We start from the raw sequence: 15,398 nt of genomic DNA on the forward strand, positions 1-15,398 counted from the left end.
TGGTCTACGAAAGCCCCCACAGAGAACCCTCAGACATCCCATGTTCATAGTGATTCCATGCACCCCTGACACTGTCAATAGCCAAACCTCCCTCAATCCGAACTGATCCATCCCATGTCTCTGGCCTGGTCAGCCCTCCGTGACGGCATGCCGAAACCCGCGTCCGGCGACGGCTGCCGTGCCGGGCGCGGGGTTCGTTCCGGCCCCCGAAGTGATCCGGGCCGAAGCGCGGGTTCGGCGCCGATCACCTCACCTGAAGTTCCAGTGCTGGTTGGCGCCGCCGTTGGAGTCCCAGATCTGGACCGGGGCCCCGTTGCCACTCTGCCCGGCGGGGATCTCCAGCACCCGGCCGGAAGCGACGTTGGTCAAGGTGTACGAACCGTCGCCGTTGCGGCTCGCCCGCCAGTGCTGGTTCGCACCACCGTTGGCGTCCCAGATCTCCACCCGCGTGCCGTTGCCCGTCTGACCACCCGGCTCGTCCAGAACCCGGCCACTGCCGACATTGGTCAGCGTGTACGAACCATCACTGTTCTGGCTCGCCCGCCACTGCTGGTTCGCAGCAGAACCGTTGGCGTCCCAGACCTGCAGAGGCGTGCCGTTCCCCGTCTGGCCCGCCGGCGCGTCCAACACCCGGCCCGCAGCGACATCGCTCAGCGCATACACCTGGCCCGAGACGATGCCCCCCGGGTCCCCCGGGTTCCCCGCGCTGCCGCCCAGCGCGGACAGGACCGCGTCGTAGGCCGGCTTCTTGTTGCCGTTGCGGTCGAACAGCAGCGGATTGTCCCCGCTGCGCCAGGAGTCGCTGTCCCTGATCCCCCACACCGTGATGCCGGTGCAGCGGGCGACGTTCATGCACGCCTGGACGGTGTCGGCGTAGGCGGTCGGCGACGCCTGGGCGATGTCGAGTTCGGTGATCTGGACGTCGACGCCGAGGGCGGCGAAGTTGGCCAGGGTGGTCCGGAAGCTCGACGGGGGGCCGCCGGCACCGAAGTGGCTCTGGAAGCCGACGCAGTCGATGGGCACACCGCGGGACTTGAAGTCCTTGACCATCGCGTAGACGCCCTGCGTCTTGGCGTCGGTCCAGTTCTCGATGTTGTAGTCGTTGTAGCAGAGCTTGGCCGAGGGGTCGGCGGCCCGGGCCGTGCGGAACGCCTCCTCGATGAAGCCGTTGCCGAGCACGTCCTGGAACACCGAGCTGCGGTGCTGGGTGGAGCCGTCGGCGAAGGCTTCGTTGACCACGTCCCAGGCGTAGATCTTGCCCTTGAAGTGGGTCATCTCCGTGGTGATGTGGTTGTTCATCACGCTGCGCAGCGTGTTCGCGTCCCTGATTCCGCTGACCCAGCCGGGCAGCTGCGAGTGCCACACCAGGGTGTGGCCGCGCATCCGCTGCCCGTGCGCGGTGGCGTGGCCGACGATCTGGTCGGCCGGGCCGAAGTTGAAGGTGCCGCGGGACGGTTCGGTGGTGTCCCACTTCATCTCGTTCTCCGGGGTGATCATGTTGAATTCCCGGTCGAGAATCGTGGAGTACGTCGGGTCGCCGAGCTTTCCGGCCGCCACGGCCGTGCCGAAGTAGCGGCCGCTGCCGGCCGCTGCCGCGCCCAGCGTGCCGGAAGCCGCATGTGCGGCGGGGGCCGCTGCCCCGGCCAGGGCCAGTACCGTGCCGGCTGTCAAACCGGTGACCGAGGCCAGGGCCTTGCGAAGACGGGGCTCCTTATTGAGCCAGAACATAAAGATCGCTCTCCTTGTGTGGGGGTGAGACACCGACCGCGAGACGGTGCCGCGGTGGAGTCGGGTCACGGGCTCAGGAGACCGGCAGAGCGGTCCACTGCTGGTTGGCGCCACCGTTGCAGTCCCACAGGACCAGTTGCGTACCGTCGGTGGTGGACGCACCGGGGTCGTCGAGGCAACGGCCGGAGACCGGGTTGCGGTAACCGCCGTTGTACGCCTGCCACTGCTGGTTGGTGCCGCCGTTGCAGTCCCAGATCTCGATCTTGGTGCCGTTGGCCGTACCACCACCCGTGGCGTCGAGGCACTTGCCGAGCGCCCGCAGAGTGCCGTCGGAGCGCGCGGACCACTGCTGCGCGTCGGAGCCGTTGCAGGACCAGATCTGCGCGGCGGTCCCGTTGGCGCTGTTGCCGCCGTTGACGTCCAGGCACTTCCCCGCGACCCCGGAGCGCACCTGACTGCCCACGGAAACCGGCGGCTTGATCCAGCCTGCCGCGTCCGCGGCCTGGACCCCGGCGTTGAAGGCGTCCGCCATCTTGCGGTAGCCGTTGTCGTTGGGGTGCAGGGAGTCGGACAGGTCCGCGGTGGTCACAGCGCTCATGTCCACCAGGCGTACGTGCTTGCCGGCAGCCTGCTCGGCCTGGACAATTCCGGGGAGCTTGGCGTTGAACGCGGACCGGCTGGCCTCCTCGGTGCCGCTGGTGGAGACGATCAGGGTGCCGACGAGGACGGTCGCGTCGGGGGCGTCGCGGGTGATCTGGTCGATGAGCGCACGGAGCCGGTCGGTCGCGGTCGGGACCTGGTAGTTGCCGTTCAGGTCGTTGGTACCGATCTCCAGGGTGACCACGTTCGGCCGGTAGCGGGCGAGCACGCTGTCCGCGATGCCGGCTATCTGGTCGATCCGCCAGCCGGAGTGGCCTTCGTTGTCCGGGTCGGACATGGTGCCGGCCCGGCCCGAGCCGACGAAGTCCAGCGCGTGCCCCTCGGCCGACAGCTGGTTCCACAGGAAGCTTCGATAGCCGTTCCCGGACGGGCTGCCGACGCCCCAGGTGATCGAGTCGCCCAACGGCATCAGCCGCAAGGTGGCGGGCGCGGCGGCCCGCACGGCGGCGGGCGGCGCCTCGGTGCCGGTGGCGGCCGCCGCGGGCAGGGCACTGCCCATGCCGAGCGCGGCCGTCAGCGCCGCGGCCAAGGGTGCCGAGTACTTCTTCATCAGCGTTCCTCACTGGTGCGGGACAGTGGGTGGGGTGAACGGGCCGGCGAGCCGGTCAGCGGGGGGTGAAGTCCTGGTTGCTGCCGGCCGTGTTCTTGCAGGGCCATTGGTCGAGCTGCTGGCCGGGGTTGCTGCCGCCGCCGTAGACGTCCAGGCACAGGCCGCTGTTCTTGTTCTGGAAGGCGTAGGAGCCGTCGGACTGCCGCACCGGCAGCCACAGAGCGCCGGCCGCTCCGTCCGGGGCCTGCTGCACGATGTCGGGCGTGCCGGCGGCCGTGGACCCGCCCGACACTGCCACGACCTGCCCGGAGTTCTGCGCCCGCAGCTGCCCGTAACCGCCCGAGACCGGCACGAACTCGAACTGCTGGTTGCTCTGCCCGTTGCAGGTCCACTGGTCGATCGCGGCGCCCGCGCTGCCGGAGTTGCCGTACACGTCCATGCACAGGCTGTCGCTGCCGATCACCAGCTTGTGGTAGCCGCTGGGGAAGCCGTCGCCACCGCCGCCCGAGGACTGGATGCCTGCCTGCTGGATGACCTGCCTGGCGCCCTGCGGCCAGTTGGTGCCGCTGACCTGGACGTTGCCGGTGAGGACGTTGTTGTGCGGAGGGCCGGTGGCCACGTACGTGTTGCCGCCGTTGTACCAGTTGCCGGAGAAGGTGCTGTCGTCGGTGTGGTTGTTCCCGTTGGCATTGGTCAGCGCCCAGTTACCGGCGTCCTGCACCACGTTGTGGGACACCGTCAGATACCGGGAGCCCTCGTCGAGGTACAGCGCGGTGGTGTGGTTGTTGTCGTACATGTAGTTGTCGGAGATCACCGAGCCGGGGTTCGCGGACAGGCTGTAGATGCTGCCGCCGTCGAACATGGCGTTCTTGGTGTCGAAGACCAGGTTGTGCGAGACGGTGTTGTTCTTCAGCGTCGTGGGAGTGCTGTAGACGGGCTGGTACGTGTACGTGCCCCGGTTGACGTAGTCCTGGCTGCCACCCGGGTCGTTGATGCCCCAGCCCCAGCCGATGTCGATCCCGTCGTAGGGCAGGTGATCGCACTGGTTGTGGGTGATCGTCGCGTTCGTGACGTAGGTGGACAGGATGGCCGCGGTCTCTTTGTAGTCGGTCCCCACCCCGCTGACCCGGTTGTTGCTGATGACGATGTTCTGGTTGGTCATCTGCGGGTTGCTCGGGTGGTGCGCGTCCGGCTGGATCCCGCCGACCTGGATGCCGCTGCCGGCGTCGTCGGTGAACGTGTTGCCGGTGATGGTGATGCCGCTCGCGCCGAGTCCGGTGCCCGAGGCCGTGGCGACACCGTCGTTCCCCACACCCAGTCCGGCCTGCCCGAGTTCGGAGAAGGTGTCACCGGAGAACGTGATGCCGGTGGCGGCGGAGACCTGTACGGCCGCGGGCATCTGCGCCCAGTGGTTACGGGTGGCCTCGAACTGCGTGCACCCGGACTTGCAGGTGCTCAGCCAGTTGGCGGGCATCGCGTAGGCACCGGTGATGTGCGCGCCGCTCTGCTGGTCGGCGTAGCCGTCGGGTCCGCTCGGGCCGAGCCAGGAGGTTCCCGTGAACTTGATGCCGGTGAACGCCAGGCCGGTCGCCGGTGAGCCGTAGCTGCCGCTGATGCCGAGCAGGCTCTGCAGCCTGGGCAGTTCGATGTCGAGGCTGTCCGGGTTCTGCCCCGGCTCGGCCCGGTAGTACAGGTCGCCGGTGGACGAGTCGAGATACCACTGTCCGGCCTGCCGCAGGAACGAGTAGTTGTTCTCGAGGTACATCGTCCCGCCGGCGAACGGCGCGTTGACGGTGTCGTAGCCCCAGGAGTTGTTGTTCCACGCGGGCTGCTGCATGGTGATGGTCCTGCCGCTGATCGACTGGACCGGCGCATAGCGGTCGGTGAAGGAGTTGACGCTCTCGACTTCCATGTGGTTCTGGTCCGAAAGGCCGGCCAGGTAGTCGAGGGAGGGGTCGGTGATGGTCAGGCCGGTCTGGGTGAAGACGAAGCCGGAGCGCGGCACCTGGATCGCCGCCCGCGGTGCCTCCCTGCCGTTCACGTACAACTGGCGCGTGGTCACGCCGGTGCCGACGTGGACCGACCAGATGTTGTTGCTCTGATCATGCACCTGCCAACCAGATACCTGTTGGGCGCCGGTCACGACCGGCTGCTGCCCGGACATGGCCTGGTAGGTGATGGTGTGGCCGTTCTGGCCGCCGTCGCCCGAGCCGAAGGTCAGCGGCTTGGACAGCCGGTAGGTGCCACCGGCCAGGCGGACCACGACGTCCGAATCGGCCGAGAGCCGGTGCGCGGGCTGCTGCGCCTGGTCGATGGTGGCGAACGGCCGCTCGGCGGTGCCGTCCCCGCCGGGAGCCGCATCCGGCGCCACGTACAGGACGGCGGCTGTTCGGCTCCCGACCGGTACGGCACCTGCGGCCCCAGCCGTGGTCACGCTTGCGGCCAGTAAGGCGAGCACAGCCACCGGGGCGGCCCTGAGGCCGCGGAGCAGTCTGGCTGTGGACATCGTCATCCTCCAGTGGTGGCGCGTGTGCCCCGGTGGTCCCGGGGCGGTGTGGCGTGCTTCGCCGTCGATGCCGCCCGCGTGACGCGTCCGCCCGGGGCCGGGGCGAGGAGACCGGGCGATGCGGCGGCCGGACGGTCGGAAGATCCCGGAGGTGCCCGGCGGGCGCCGGGCATGCGGAGACCTGCTCCGGGGGCAGTGGCCGTGGCCGACGGTGAGCCGGCCACGGGCGGAGCCGTTCAGGTCAGTTCAGGCTCCATTGCTGATTGGAGCCACCGTTGCACGTCCAGAGTTCGGCCAGGGCGCCGTTGGCCGTGGAGGCGCCCGTGACATCGAGGCAGAGCCCGGACTGGACGCCGGTGACCGTGCCGTCCGAGTTCAGCTGCCACTGCTGGTTTGCGCCGCCGTTGCACGGCCAGGTCTCCACCTTGGTGCCGGCGGAGGTCTGGTTGTCGTACGCGTCCAGGCACATCTGGCTGCTGCCGCTGTAGACCGTCAGCTGGCCCGAGGACGTGCGGGTCCAGGTCTGGTTGGCGCCACCGCTGCAGTCCCAGATCTGCAGCTGAGTGCCGGCCGTGGTGGACGAGTTCGGCACGTCCAGGCACTTGCCCGCACCCACCGCGTGCAGCGCGCCGGTGCTCGTCCCGCCGCCGGAGGAATTGCTGTATCCGGCCGCGGTGATGTTGGCCTGGACCGCGTTCTCGGTGGCGTCCGACGGGTAGCCGGAGGTCATCACGCCTTCGTAGAAGGTGCCTTGGGCGCCCTTGCTGTTGTCGCCGCCGGTGCCCAGGATGATGGCGCCCTGCTTGCGCATCGGGTTGTAACCCGGGACGTTGGGACGCACCCCGTCGTAGAAGGTGGACAGACCGCCGGACTGCGCGTTGCCGCCACGGATCGCCCAGTGGTTGGGCCCGCCCTTGATGATGGCGGTCGTGTACCGGTAGTTGATGGTCGGATCGTTCGCGTTGTAGTGCTGGTTGACCCCGGAGAACAGGCCGTTCTCCAGGTCGGCCATGATCCACGGACCGTTGCCCGAACCATAACCCCAGACCCTGATGTTGCCGAAGTAGATGGCCTCCATGGTGCCGTTGCCGTCGTCGTTGCTGTCCGTCTCGGCGTTGCCGTAGTCGAAGCAGCAGCCGCCGTTGTAGTGCGTGCCGTCGAAGATCGCGTACATGCCCTCGGGGTTGTCCCCGGTCGCGATGCCGTTGGTGTGGTTGTTGCGGTAACCGGTGCCGGGCGCCACGAAGACGCCGTAGGCCTTGCGACCGCCCACCGTGGTGGGCGCGGCGGTCGCGTTCGCGAGGTTGTCGGGGCCGCCCGCGGCACCCCCGCCGGGCGCCTGCGTGAGGTTGTTGCCGCGGGCGGACTGGTCGTAGATGATCGTGATCAGGCAGGTCGTTCCCGAGCAGAACGAGTCCTGGGCGGCGGCGTCGGCGTACCCGCCCGCGCTCAGAACGCCGATGTTCCGGGTGGTGTTGTCCGAGGCACGCCGGACCTGGTAGAGCGGCCCGTTGTACGAGGCGTACAGCGCCCGGGTCGTGCTGTGCGCCGCCACGCAGGGCGTGCCGCCTGCCGCATAGATGTCACATGGCCCGGACGCGGCCGCCCGAGCCGTGCCGGCCGTGGCCGTCGCGCCGGCAAGCGCCCCCACGACAAGTGCGGCTGCGGCCCCCGCCCGGGCGAACGTCTTCGACCGAGAGCGGGGCGAGCGCGCCGGTGGCGGAACGTGCCCCTGGTCCGGCAGGCCGTGCGGCCTGCCACGGTGCCGTACCGCCGCGAGTAACCGCTGGACGCCACTGCGCCCGGGCAGCAGGCGACGTCCCGTACGTATGGTTCTCATCCGATCTCCCTACCGTGCCGACGCAACCCGGCCGGGTTGAGTTGGGGGGCGCTGGGGGGCGCTGACAATCCGGAAGCGCTTGAAGGTGCCGTTTTGCAGCGAGATTGCAGAGAGGTTTCGGGGGGAGACGGTGCTCCCGGTTTCGCGGGGCTGTCAAGGGTGCGGAGCCCACTGCTGCGAACGTTGTCGCGGAATCGATTCGAAGGCTGATTCCTGCGGTTCGGAAGCTTTCGGCGCGCTCGAAGAGTCGCGGCGTGGCGGCAGGCGGCCGGCGACGTGACCGCCCGTCGTTCGGGCGCGGTGTGCCGGGCGGGTGTGCGACGGCCTGGCCGGGATCATCCGGATGATCTACCTTCATGCCGGTGAGCAGGGGTGCAGCCCACGAACCGGGGCGGCTCAGGGCCGGCTCGCAGGGCACCCGGCACAAGCGGCGCGGCCTCTACCCGCGCGTCGGCTCCGCATTCGCCTCGCGGCACGCCATTGACCCCGCACACCGCCGGTCGTAGCATCCCGTCGAAGCGCTTGCGTGGAATCGATTCGCTCCACGCCTCCCGGCGCTGCGTGAGACGCGGAACGCATGACGGTTCCGACAGCCCGACGCCGTTCCCCGCGGACTCACGGCCCTCGGGCACCGTGCGTCGCACGCCGGCACGTCGGCGGTGCGCGACCAGCCCCCACGTGGTGGCGAGGCGGACGCACCTGCACCACCGCCACCACCCGTCAGTATCCTTGCGGCCTCGGTGCGGTCTTGAGGAGCTGGATGAACATCGGGGAGATTGCTCGACGCGCGGGAGTGTCGCGCAGCACGGTGTCGTACGCGCTCAGCGGCAAACGACCCGTCGCCACCAGCACTCGCAGACGTATCCAAGATGTGATCAACGAATTGGGATACCGTCCCAACGCGACCGCGAGGGCCCTGAAGGAGGGCCGGACCCGGACCATCGGGCTCGTCATCCCGCCCGCCGGCAACAGGCTCACACACATGCAGCTCGACTTCGTCGCCAGCGTGGTGGACGCCGCCGCGCGGGTCGACCTGGACGTCCTGCTGTCCCCTTCCGGCAGGGAACACGAGCGTTCCTTCGAGCGGTTGGTCTCCGAGAGCCGCGTGGACGGCGTCATCCTGATGGAGATCCGCCTGGAGGACCCTCGTGTGGGGCGCCTGCAGGATGCCGGGCTCCCCTTCGTCGGCATCGGGCACACGGCCGGCGACCACGAGATGTCCTGGATCGATGTCGATTACGCCGGTCTGGTACAGCGCTGCGTGCGGCACCTCGCCGACCTTGGGCACCGCCGGGTGGCTCTGGTCACTCGTTCCCAGGAACTCATCTCGGCCGGCTACGGCCCGGCGCACAGGGCCAGGGAGGGTTTCGAGGCGGCCCTGGCGGAACGCGGTCTCGACGGGCTCGAAGTGCCGTGCGGTGACGACGCCCGCTCCGGTCAGGAATGCGTCGAGGCGCTTCTGCGCAGCCATCCGGACGTCACCGCCGTCACCACCGTCAACGAGGCCGCCCTGCCCGGCATCCAACGCGCTCTGGCGGACGCCGGTCTCGAAGTGCCGTACGACTTCTCCATCACCGGAGTCGCGGCCGCGACGTGGGCCGAGGACTTCCGTCCACCGCTCACGGCAGCGGACGTACCGGCTCTGGAAATGGGTGAGAAGGCCGTTTCCCTGCTCGTGGAGCGCATCGCCGCGCCGGACACACCACCTCGGCACATCCTGTTGACCCCGCCGATCTCCTTGCGTTCCAGCACGGCCGCCGTACCCGCCGGCGGGCCGGCACGGTCCGGCCGCCCGGCGCGCTGAGCCGTGCGGTACGGCCATCGCGTTCACACGACGTCCCCGAGTGCGGCAGGGGTAGGAGGCACGGCCGTCAGGCGCTGAAGCGGGTGACCAGGCGGGTGGGCAGGATCAGCGGGGTGGGGTCCCCTCCGTTGACGAGCGTGACGAGCATGCGCGCCATCTCCCGTCCGAAGGCCTGTATGGGCTGGTGGACGGTGGTGAGCGGCGGATCGGCGATCTGGGCGACGGTCAGGTCGTCGAAGCCGACCACGGCGACATCGGCAGGGACCGGTCGTCCGGCCTCCCGCAACGTGCGCAGCGCTCCCGCCCCCATGTTGTCGTTCGCGGCGAACACCCCGTCCACCTCGGGGTGGTCAGCCAGCAGTGCGGCCATGGCGGCCGCTCCACCCGGTTCGGTGAAGTCCCCCTCCCGGGGCGGGTACGGGTCGAGGCCGGCCGCCAGCATGGCGTCCCGGTAGCCGCGGTACCGGGCGCGCCCGGCCTCGGTGTCCAGACGCCCGCAGATCGTGGCCACCCGGGTCCGGCCACGCGAGAGCAGGTACTCGGTGGCCTCGCGCGCTCCGCCGGCGTTGTCCACGTCCACGTACCACCGGGGAGCCGGACCGACCGGGCGACCGCCGAACACGACGGGCATCTCCGCGTCCTCGGCCACACGGGCCAGGGGATCGCCCTCGCGCAGCGCCATCAGCATGACGCCGTCGGCGCCCCGGGACCGGAGGAGTTCCGCCACCCGCTCGCGGCCCCGGTCGGAGGCGGCCAGACACAGCATCAGATGCAGGTCGGCCTCCTCCAGGGCGGCCGACGCCCCCACGATCACCTGGGCGAAGAACGGGTCCGCGAAGATGGACGGATCCTCCCCCGCGACGACCAGGGCCGCCGCTCCCGTCTGGCGGGTGGCCAGAGCGCGTGCGGTCGGGTTGGGGACGTAACCGAGCTGTCGGACGGCTCGTTCGACCGCCTCGCGTTTGGCGCGGCTGACGTGCGGGGCGTTGTTGAGGACGCGGGAGGCCACCGAGCGGGAGACGCCGGCGCGTTCGGCGACCTCGTCGAGCGTCGACTGCCGACGCGGCACATTCTCCCCCATGAACCCTGAGCCTTTCCTTCTCGGCCTCGCGGCAGGCATCTCGCCCCCGGCCTGGTTCCCCTGGGATCCGCCCGGTGGGCGACGGAGCGCAGACGCGGGCCCCACCGGCCGGGACTGGAAGCGCTTCCGGTTTCCGGGTGGTAGAGCGTTGTCTCCGCCGTGTGAAGTGCGGGTTCCGCGTGGCCCCTTGACAGCTTCACCAGGGCGCAACACGATACCGGCCACACGCCAAGAGTTGTCAGAGTTTTTGGGAGCGCTTCCAATGGGAGCGCTCCCAAGATCAGCCTCCAGCCCCTGCGGATCCGCGTCCCTGCCGGAGTCCGCCGACCCAAGGGGGCTCGTACCACCGCACTTCCTCAGCGCGTCGCACGCTCGGGACGAGGGCGTGCCACGCATCCCTGCCAGGAAAACCGAGGTACCGTCATGCGCCGCAGACTCCGCGCCCTCGTGGCAGCGTTCTCCGCTCTGCCGCTGGCACTCGCCGTCGCGCCGTCCGCCCACGCCGCCGATCCGACCACCATGACCAGCGGGTTCTACGTGGATCCCGACTCCAGCGTGAAGCGGTGGGTCGCCGCCAACCCCGGTGACGGCCGGGCGTCCGCGATCAGCGCCTCCATCGCCAACACCCCGATGGCCCACTGGTTCGGCTCCTGGAGCGGCACGATCGGCACCGCCACGGGTGCATACGTGGGGGCGGCGGACTACCAGGACAAGCTGCCCGTCCTGGTCGCGTACAACATCTACAACCGCGACTCCTGCGGCGGGCAGTCCTCGGGCGGGGCCTCCTCGCCGTCCGCCTACGCCACCTGGATCGCCCAGTTCGCCGGCGGGATCGCCAACCGCCCGGCCGTCGTCCTGCTCGAACCCGACTCGCTGGCGGACTACGGCTGCCTGACGCAGGCTCAGATCAATGAACGCCAGGGCATGATCAAGGGTGCGCTCACCCAGTTCAACCGCCAGGCCCCCAACACCTGGGTCTACCTCGACGCGGGCAACCCGAACTGGGTGAGCCCGGCGACCATGGCCCAGCGTCTCGACGAAGCCGGCCTCCGACAGGCTCACGGCTTCTCGCTCAACATCTCCAACTACTTCACCACGGCCGAGAACATCGCCTACGGCAACGCCGTCAACAGCGAACTCGGCGCCCGCTACGGCTACACCAAGCCGTTCGTCGTGGACACCAGCCGCAACGGCAACGGCTCCAACGGCCAGTGGTGCAACCCCTCAGGCCGCCGCATCGGCACCCCCACGCAGAAGGGCGGAGGCGCCGAAATGCTTCTGTGGATCAAGACCCCGGGCGAGTCCGACGGCAACTGCGGCGTCGGAGCCGGCTCCACGGCCGGACAGTTCCTTCCCGAGGTCGCCTACAAGATGATCTACGGCTACTGATCGCGGATCGCCCTGGCCCGGTACGGCCCCGCTCCGCAACCGGGCGACGGGCACCGCCGCCGCAGCCCGGCCGTCCACCGCTCACCGCTCTCCGCACCGGCGGCCGGCAGCCCGCCCCGGTGGCAGACGCTCCCCCATCCGTCCATCCACTCCCGGAGCAGCCATGAAACCACGCACCTCACGGCGCCGCGCGGCCGCCGTCATCGCGGCGCTCACCGCCTGCGCCGCCCTCGCCGCGACGCAGGCGCAGGCCGCACCCGCGCAGCACGTGATCACCACGGCCACGAAGTTCTACGTGGACCCGCACGGCAAGGCCGCGAAACAGGCCCTCGTCGACTTCAGGAACGGGGACTTCGAGGACGCCGCGAACATGGCAAGGCTCGCGAGCTGGCCGCAGGCCGAGTGGTTCACCGAGGGCACGCCCGACGAGGCGCGCGTCAAGGTGAACCAGCTCGTCCGCCGGGCCCGGGCGGTCGGCCGGACCCCCGTCCTGGTCGCGTACGACGTCCCCGGCCGGGACTGTTCGCAGTACTCCAGCGGCGGAGCGGCATCCTCCGCCGCCTACCGCCAGTGGATCGACGCCTTCGCCGCCGGCATCGGCGACGACAAGGCGGTGATCGTCGTCGAACCCGACGGCCTGGCCAACCTTCCCAAGGACTGCGGGCCCACCACCGATCCGACCGGCGAACTCACGGCCGCCCGCATCGCCGACCTCGCCTACGCCGTGAAGGCCCTGAAGGCCCGGCCCCGCACCGCGGTCTACCTGGACGCCGGCAACGTACAGTGGCGGTCCGTCGGCGACATCGCGCAGCGACTGCTCGATGCCGGGGTCCAGTACGGCGACGGCTTCGCCCTGAACGTGTCCAACAACCACCCCACCGACCACAACGCCAGATACGGCACCTGGATCGCCAAGTGCATCCGGTTCGCCACTGAGGGGCCCGAGCAGGCACGCGGCCACACCGACTGGTGCGCCAGCCAGTACTACTCGTCCGCCGCCCCCAACGACGGCGCCCCCGGCAACGCCGTCTCCCCCTCGGACCCGACGACCTGGCGGTGGACCGACGCCTGGTTCGACCAGAACGTGGGCACCCCGCCGGCCGACGAACTGCGTCACTTCGTGATCGACACCAGCCGCAACGGTCAGGGCGCCTGGACCCCGGCGCCGGGCAAGTACAGCGGGGACCCGGAGGCCTGGTGCAACGCGCCCAGCCGCGGTCTCGGCCCGCGCCCCACCGCCGACACCGGCGTCCCGCTCGTCGATGCCTACCTGTGGGTGAAGGTCCCCGGTGAGTCCGACGGCAGTTGCACCCGCAACACCGGCGGCACGATCGACCCCGAGTACGGCATCGTCGACCCGCCCGCCGGCGCGTGGTGGCCCGACCAGGCCCACGCACTGGCCCGCAACGCGGTACCGCGTCTGGCGTTCAACCGCTGAGTCTCGCGGACGCCTCCGGCGCCACCATGTGCCGCCGGCCACGGCCTGAAGGCGCCACCATGTGCCGCCGGCCACGGCCTGAAGGTCCGACCGCCCGGCGCAGCACAGGCCTCACCGGCCACGGCAGAATCACCTCATGCATCTGATCTCCGTGGTCCTGGTGGCGCTCATGGCGCTGCTGCACGCGTACATCCTCGTTCTGGAGATGTTCCTGTGGCAGCGCGGCCCTGGCCGCCGCTTCTCCGGCTTCGACGCCGACATGGCCCGCGCCACCGCGACACTGGCCGCCAACCAGGGGCTCTACAACGGCTTTCTGGCCGCGGGCCTGGTGTGGGGTCTGACAGCCGACGATCCGACCGGCCACCGCGCCCAGATCTTCTTCCTGTCCTGCATCGTCGTGGCGGGCGCCTACGGGGCGCTCACCGCCAACCGCCGCATCCTGTTCGCCCAGGCGCTGCCGGCCCTCGTGACCCTCGCCACGGTCATCGCGGCCGGCTGAGTGCGGCCGCGATGCCCCGCCTTCACGGCGCGGTGTTCTTGACGATCACCGTGTCGCCGACCCGGCTGAAGTCGTAGAAACGGTGGGCGTCCGCCGTGTTCAGGTGGATGCAGCCGTGGGAGGTGTCGGCCCGGCCGATGGCGTGGTCCCAGGGCGCCGCGTGGATGAACACGCCGGCGGTGGTCAGGCGCACCGCCCAGTGGACCGGGAGGACGTAGTAGTCGGGACTGCGCGGATTGCACGTGATGTGCGCGCTGCACGACGTCATCGTGACGACCTCGTCCTTGCCCAGCACATGGAACGTTCCGGACGGCGTGGGGAATGCGGGCTTTCCGAAGCCCACGGTGAAGGTCATCACCGTCCGGCCGCCCTCCGTGACGGTCATCCGGTGGGTCGCCGCGTCGATCGTCGAAACGTGGTCCGCGGAGGCCGCCTGCACGGGAGCCGCGCCCAGGGTCAGGACGGCCGCCAGAGCGCCGGCCGGTACCAGCCGGGCGGCGTCACGAAGACGCGGGCGGGGGACTCGGTGTGGACGGGTCATTTCTGATCACCGCCATTCTTTGCACAAACCAGGATATTCCACCTGCCCGAGGGCCACACCGGCCCCGGCTCCGGAGGTTTTCAGGCCACCGCGCCGATGAGTTCATCGGCGACCCACCGTGCGACGTCGGCGGGGTAGGGCGCCGGCAGTCCGAGGACGACGTGCCGGAAGCCGGCGTCGCCGGCGCTGCGAGCTGCGCCCTGGCGATCAGCGGCGCCGCAGCGACGGGTCGAGCAGAGCGGGCGGGGTGTCGAACTTTTCGTGGGGGGCGAGGTCGGTGCCGGGAGCGACGACGGCGTCGATCGCGTCGAGCACATCGGCGGAGAGCACGGTGTCGGCGGCGGCGAGTTGCGACTCCAGGTGCGCCGTCGTGCGCGGACCGATGAGCGCGCTGGTCACGGCGGGATGGGCGGTCACGAAACCGAGGGCGAGCTGAATCAGCGTCAGTCCCGCCTCGTCGGCGACCTGGGCCAGCTTCTCGACGGCGTCGAGCCTGGCCCGGTTGGCCGGAAGGGTGGTGTCGAAGCGTTCCGGCATGAACGTCGAGCGGCTGGTGGTGATGTCCCGACCCTCGCGGATCGCACCCGACAGCCAGCCGGAAGCCAACGGGCTCCACGCCAGCACACCCAGTCCGTACTCCTCCGTCACGGGGAGCACGTGGGCCTCGATCCCGCGCTGCAGGATCGAGTAGCTGGGCTGTTCGGTGACGTAACGGCTCAGGTGATGCTCGCGGGCGGCCCACTGCGCCTGGACGATGCGGTATGCGGGGAAGGTCGAGGAGCCGAAGTAACGGATCTTTCCCGCGCGCTGCAGGTCGGTCAGGGCCGACAGCGTCTCCTCGTCACTGGCGCTCGGGTCCCACCGGTGGATCTGGTAGAGATCGACGTGGTCGACGCCGAGGCGGCGCAGGCTGTTGTCCAGCTCGGTGACCAGCCAGCGGCGCGAGGCGCCCCGGTGGTTGTGCCGGTCACTCATGGGCATGCCCGCCTTCGTGGCCAGCACGATGTCGTCCCGGCGGCCGGCGATGGCCTTGCCGACCATCCCCTCCGACTCGCCGCCGCTGTACATGTCGGCGGTGTCGATGACGTTGATCCCGGCCTCGAGAGCGGCGTCGACGATGGCGGTGGCCTCGTCCTGGGTGGTACGCCCGATCCTGCCGAAGTTCATCGCGCCGAGCGCGAGGGAGCTGACCTGCACACCGGTGCGGCCCAAGGTGCGGTACTGCATGACCGTGTTCTCCATTGCGGGTGAGGTGGGGCAGTGCGTGGCTTGGTCGTCGGGCCGCTGCTCTGGCATCATCGAGCAAACGGAACCGTGTTCCGGAACGATACGGAACACTGTTCCGGTTTGGCAAGCTCGGTA

Annotated in this window: 10 protein-coding genes and 2 pseudogenes; 4 read left to right on the plus strand and 8 right to left on the minus strand. The window is 69.9% G+C overall.

The annotated features are described in order from the left end of the window. Nucleotides 1-252: 252 nt before the first annotated feature. From ACZ4SW_RS11445 to ACZ4SW_RS11460, 4 genes and pseudogenes are all read right to left on the minus strand, one after another. A pseudogene (locus ACZ4SW_RS11445) lies at nt 253-1,728 on the minus strand (glycoside hydrolase family 10 protein); the annotation flags it as partial. Nucleotides 1,729-1,801: 73 nt separating this feature from the next. Next, a complete protein-coding gene (locus ACZ4SW_RS11450) occupies nt 1,802-2,938 on the minus strand; it encodes a ricin-type beta-trefoil lectin domain protein (protein ID WP_468241054.1) in 1,137 nt (378 codons plus the stop codon). Between the two features lie 55 nt (nt 2,939-2,993). Further along, nucleotides 2,994-5,444, minus strand: a complete 2,451-nt coding sequence (locus tag ACZ4SW_RS11455) for an RICIN domain-containing protein (RefSeq protein ID WP_468241057.1) — start codon at nt 5,442-5,444, stop codon at nt 2,994-2,996. 241 nt (nt 5,445-5,685) lie between these two features. Continuing rightward, on the minus strand, nt 5,686-7,284 hold the full coding sequence (locus tag ACZ4SW_RS11460) for an arabinofuranosidase catalytic domain-containing protein (RefSeq protein WP_468241059.1): 1,599 nt from the start codon (nt 7,282-7,284) through the stop codon (nt 5,686-5,688). A gap of 760 nt (nt 7,285-8,044) precedes the next feature. Here ACZ4SW_RS11460 and ACZ4SW_RS11465 point away from each other — a divergent pair. Then, the gene (locus ACZ4SW_RS11465) at nt 8,045-9,088 is read left to right on the plus strand and encodes a LacI family DNA-binding transcriptional regulator (protein ID WP_468241061.1); all 1,044 of its coding nucleotides are present in this window, start codon (nt 8,045-8,047) and stop codon (nt 9,086-9,088) included. A gap of 67 nt (nt 9,089-9,155) precedes the next feature. On the opposite strand, the gene ACZ4SW_RS11470 is transcribed toward ACZ4SW_RS11465, so the two are convergent. Beyond that, entirely contained in the window at nt 9,156-10,169 is a 1,014-nt protein-coding gene (locus ACZ4SW_RS11470; protein WP_468241064.1) for a LacI family DNA-binding transcriptional regulator, read from the minus strand. A 423-nt stretch (nt 10,170-10,592) separates the two neighbouring features. Between ACZ4SW_RS11470 and ACZ4SW_RS11475 the strand changes: the two genes are divergently transcribed. The 3 genes from ACZ4SW_RS11475 to ACZ4SW_RS11485 all read left to right on the plus strand — a co-directional run bounded on the left by ACZ4SW_RS11475 (nt 10,593) and on the right by ACZ4SW_RS11485 (nt 13,495). Beyond that, nucleotides 10,593-11,558: a glycoside hydrolase family 6 protein gene (locus ACZ4SW_RS11475; RefSeq protein ID WP_468241066.1), complete on the plus strand. Its 966-nt coding sequence runs from the start codon at nt 10,593-10,595 to the stop codon at nt 11,556-11,558. Nucleotides 11,559-11,721: 163 nt separating this feature from the next. Then, a complete protein-coding gene (locus ACZ4SW_RS11480) occupies nt 11,722-12,996 on the plus strand; it encodes a glycoside hydrolase family 6 protein (RefSeq protein ID WP_468241069.1) in 1,275 nt (424 codons plus the stop codon). A gap of 136 nt (nt 12,997-13,132) precedes the next feature. Then, nucleotides 13,133-13,495 (plus strand): DUF1304 domain-containing protein, encoded by a 363-nt coding sequence (locus ACZ4SW_RS11485; protein WP_468241071.1) that lies wholly within the window; start codon nt 13,133-13,135, stop codon nt 13,493-13,495. Nucleotides 13,496-13,517: 22 nt separating this feature from the next. Here the strand turns inward: ACZ4SW_RS11485 and ACZ4SW_RS11490 are convergent, their stop codons facing one another. The 3 genes and pseudogenes from ACZ4SW_RS11490 to ACZ4SW_RS11500 all read right to left on the minus strand — a co-directional run bounded on the left by ACZ4SW_RS11490 (nt 13,518) and on the right by ACZ4SW_RS11500 (nt 15,263). Next, entirely contained in the window at nt 13,518-14,036 is a 519-nt protein-coding gene (locus ACZ4SW_RS11490; protein WP_468241073.1) for a L,D-transpeptidase, read from the minus strand. A gap of 80 nt (nt 14,037-14,116) precedes the next feature. Further along, nucleotides 14,117-14,239: pseudogene (locus tag ACZ4SW_RS11495) on the minus strand (LLM class flavin-dependent oxidoreductase); the annotation flags it as partial. A gap of 4 nt (nt 14,240-14,243) precedes the next feature. Next, nucleotides 14,244-15,263 (minus strand): aldo/keto reductase, encoded by a 1,020-nt coding sequence (locus tag ACZ4SW_RS11500; protein ID WP_468241076.1) that lies wholly within the window; start codon nt 15,261-15,263, stop codon nt 14,244-14,246. Between the last annotated feature and the right edge of the window lie 135 nt (nt 15,264-15,398).

The organism is Streptomyces sp. NPDC028331, from assembly GCF_055565775.1.

Excerpts from the sequence above, each read along its gene's own strand:
- ACZ4SW_RS11475 (WP_468241066.1), top strand. The coding sequence starts at position 10,593 with ATGCGCCGCAGACTCCGCGCCCTCGTGGCAGCGTTCTCCGCTCTGCCG.
- ACZ4SW_RS11500 (WP_468241076.1), bottom strand. The coding sequence starts at position 15,263 with ATGCAGTACCGCACCTTGGGCCGCACCGGTGTGCAGGTCAGCTCCCTC.
- ACZ4SW_RS11480 (WP_468241069.1), top strand. The coding sequence starts at position 11,722 with ATGAAACCACGCACCTCACGGCGCCGCGCGGCCGCCGTCATCGCGGCG.
- ACZ4SW_RS11455 (WP_468241057.1), bottom strand. The coding sequence starts at position 5,444 with ATGTCCACAGCCAGACTGCTCCGCGGCCTCAGGGCCGCCCCGGTGGCT.
- ACZ4SW_RS11485 (WP_468241071.1), top strand. The coding sequence starts at position 13,133 with ATGCATCTGATCTCCGTGGTCCTGGTGGCGCTCATGGCGCTGCTGCAC.
- ACZ4SW_RS11490 (WP_468241073.1), bottom strand. The coding sequence starts at position 14,036 with ATGACCCGTCCACACCGAGTCCCCCGCCCGCGTCTTCGTGACGCCGCC.
- ACZ4SW_RS11450 (WP_468241054.1), bottom strand. The coding sequence starts at position 2,938 with ATGAAGAAGTACTCGGCACCCTTGGCCGCGGCGCTGACGGCCGCGCTC.
- ACZ4SW_RS11460 (WP_468241059.1), bottom strand. The coding sequence starts at position 7,284 with ATGAGAACCATACGTACGGGACGTCGCCTGCTGCCCGGGCGCAGTGGC.
- ACZ4SW_RS11465 (WP_468241061.1), top strand. The coding sequence starts at position 8,045 with ATGAACATCGGGGAGATTGCTCGACGCGCGGGAGTGTCGCGCAGCACG.
- ACZ4SW_RS11470 (WP_468241064.1), bottom strand. The coding sequence starts at position 10,169 with ATGGGGGAGAATGTGCCGCGTCGGCAGTCGACGCTCGACGAGGTCGCC.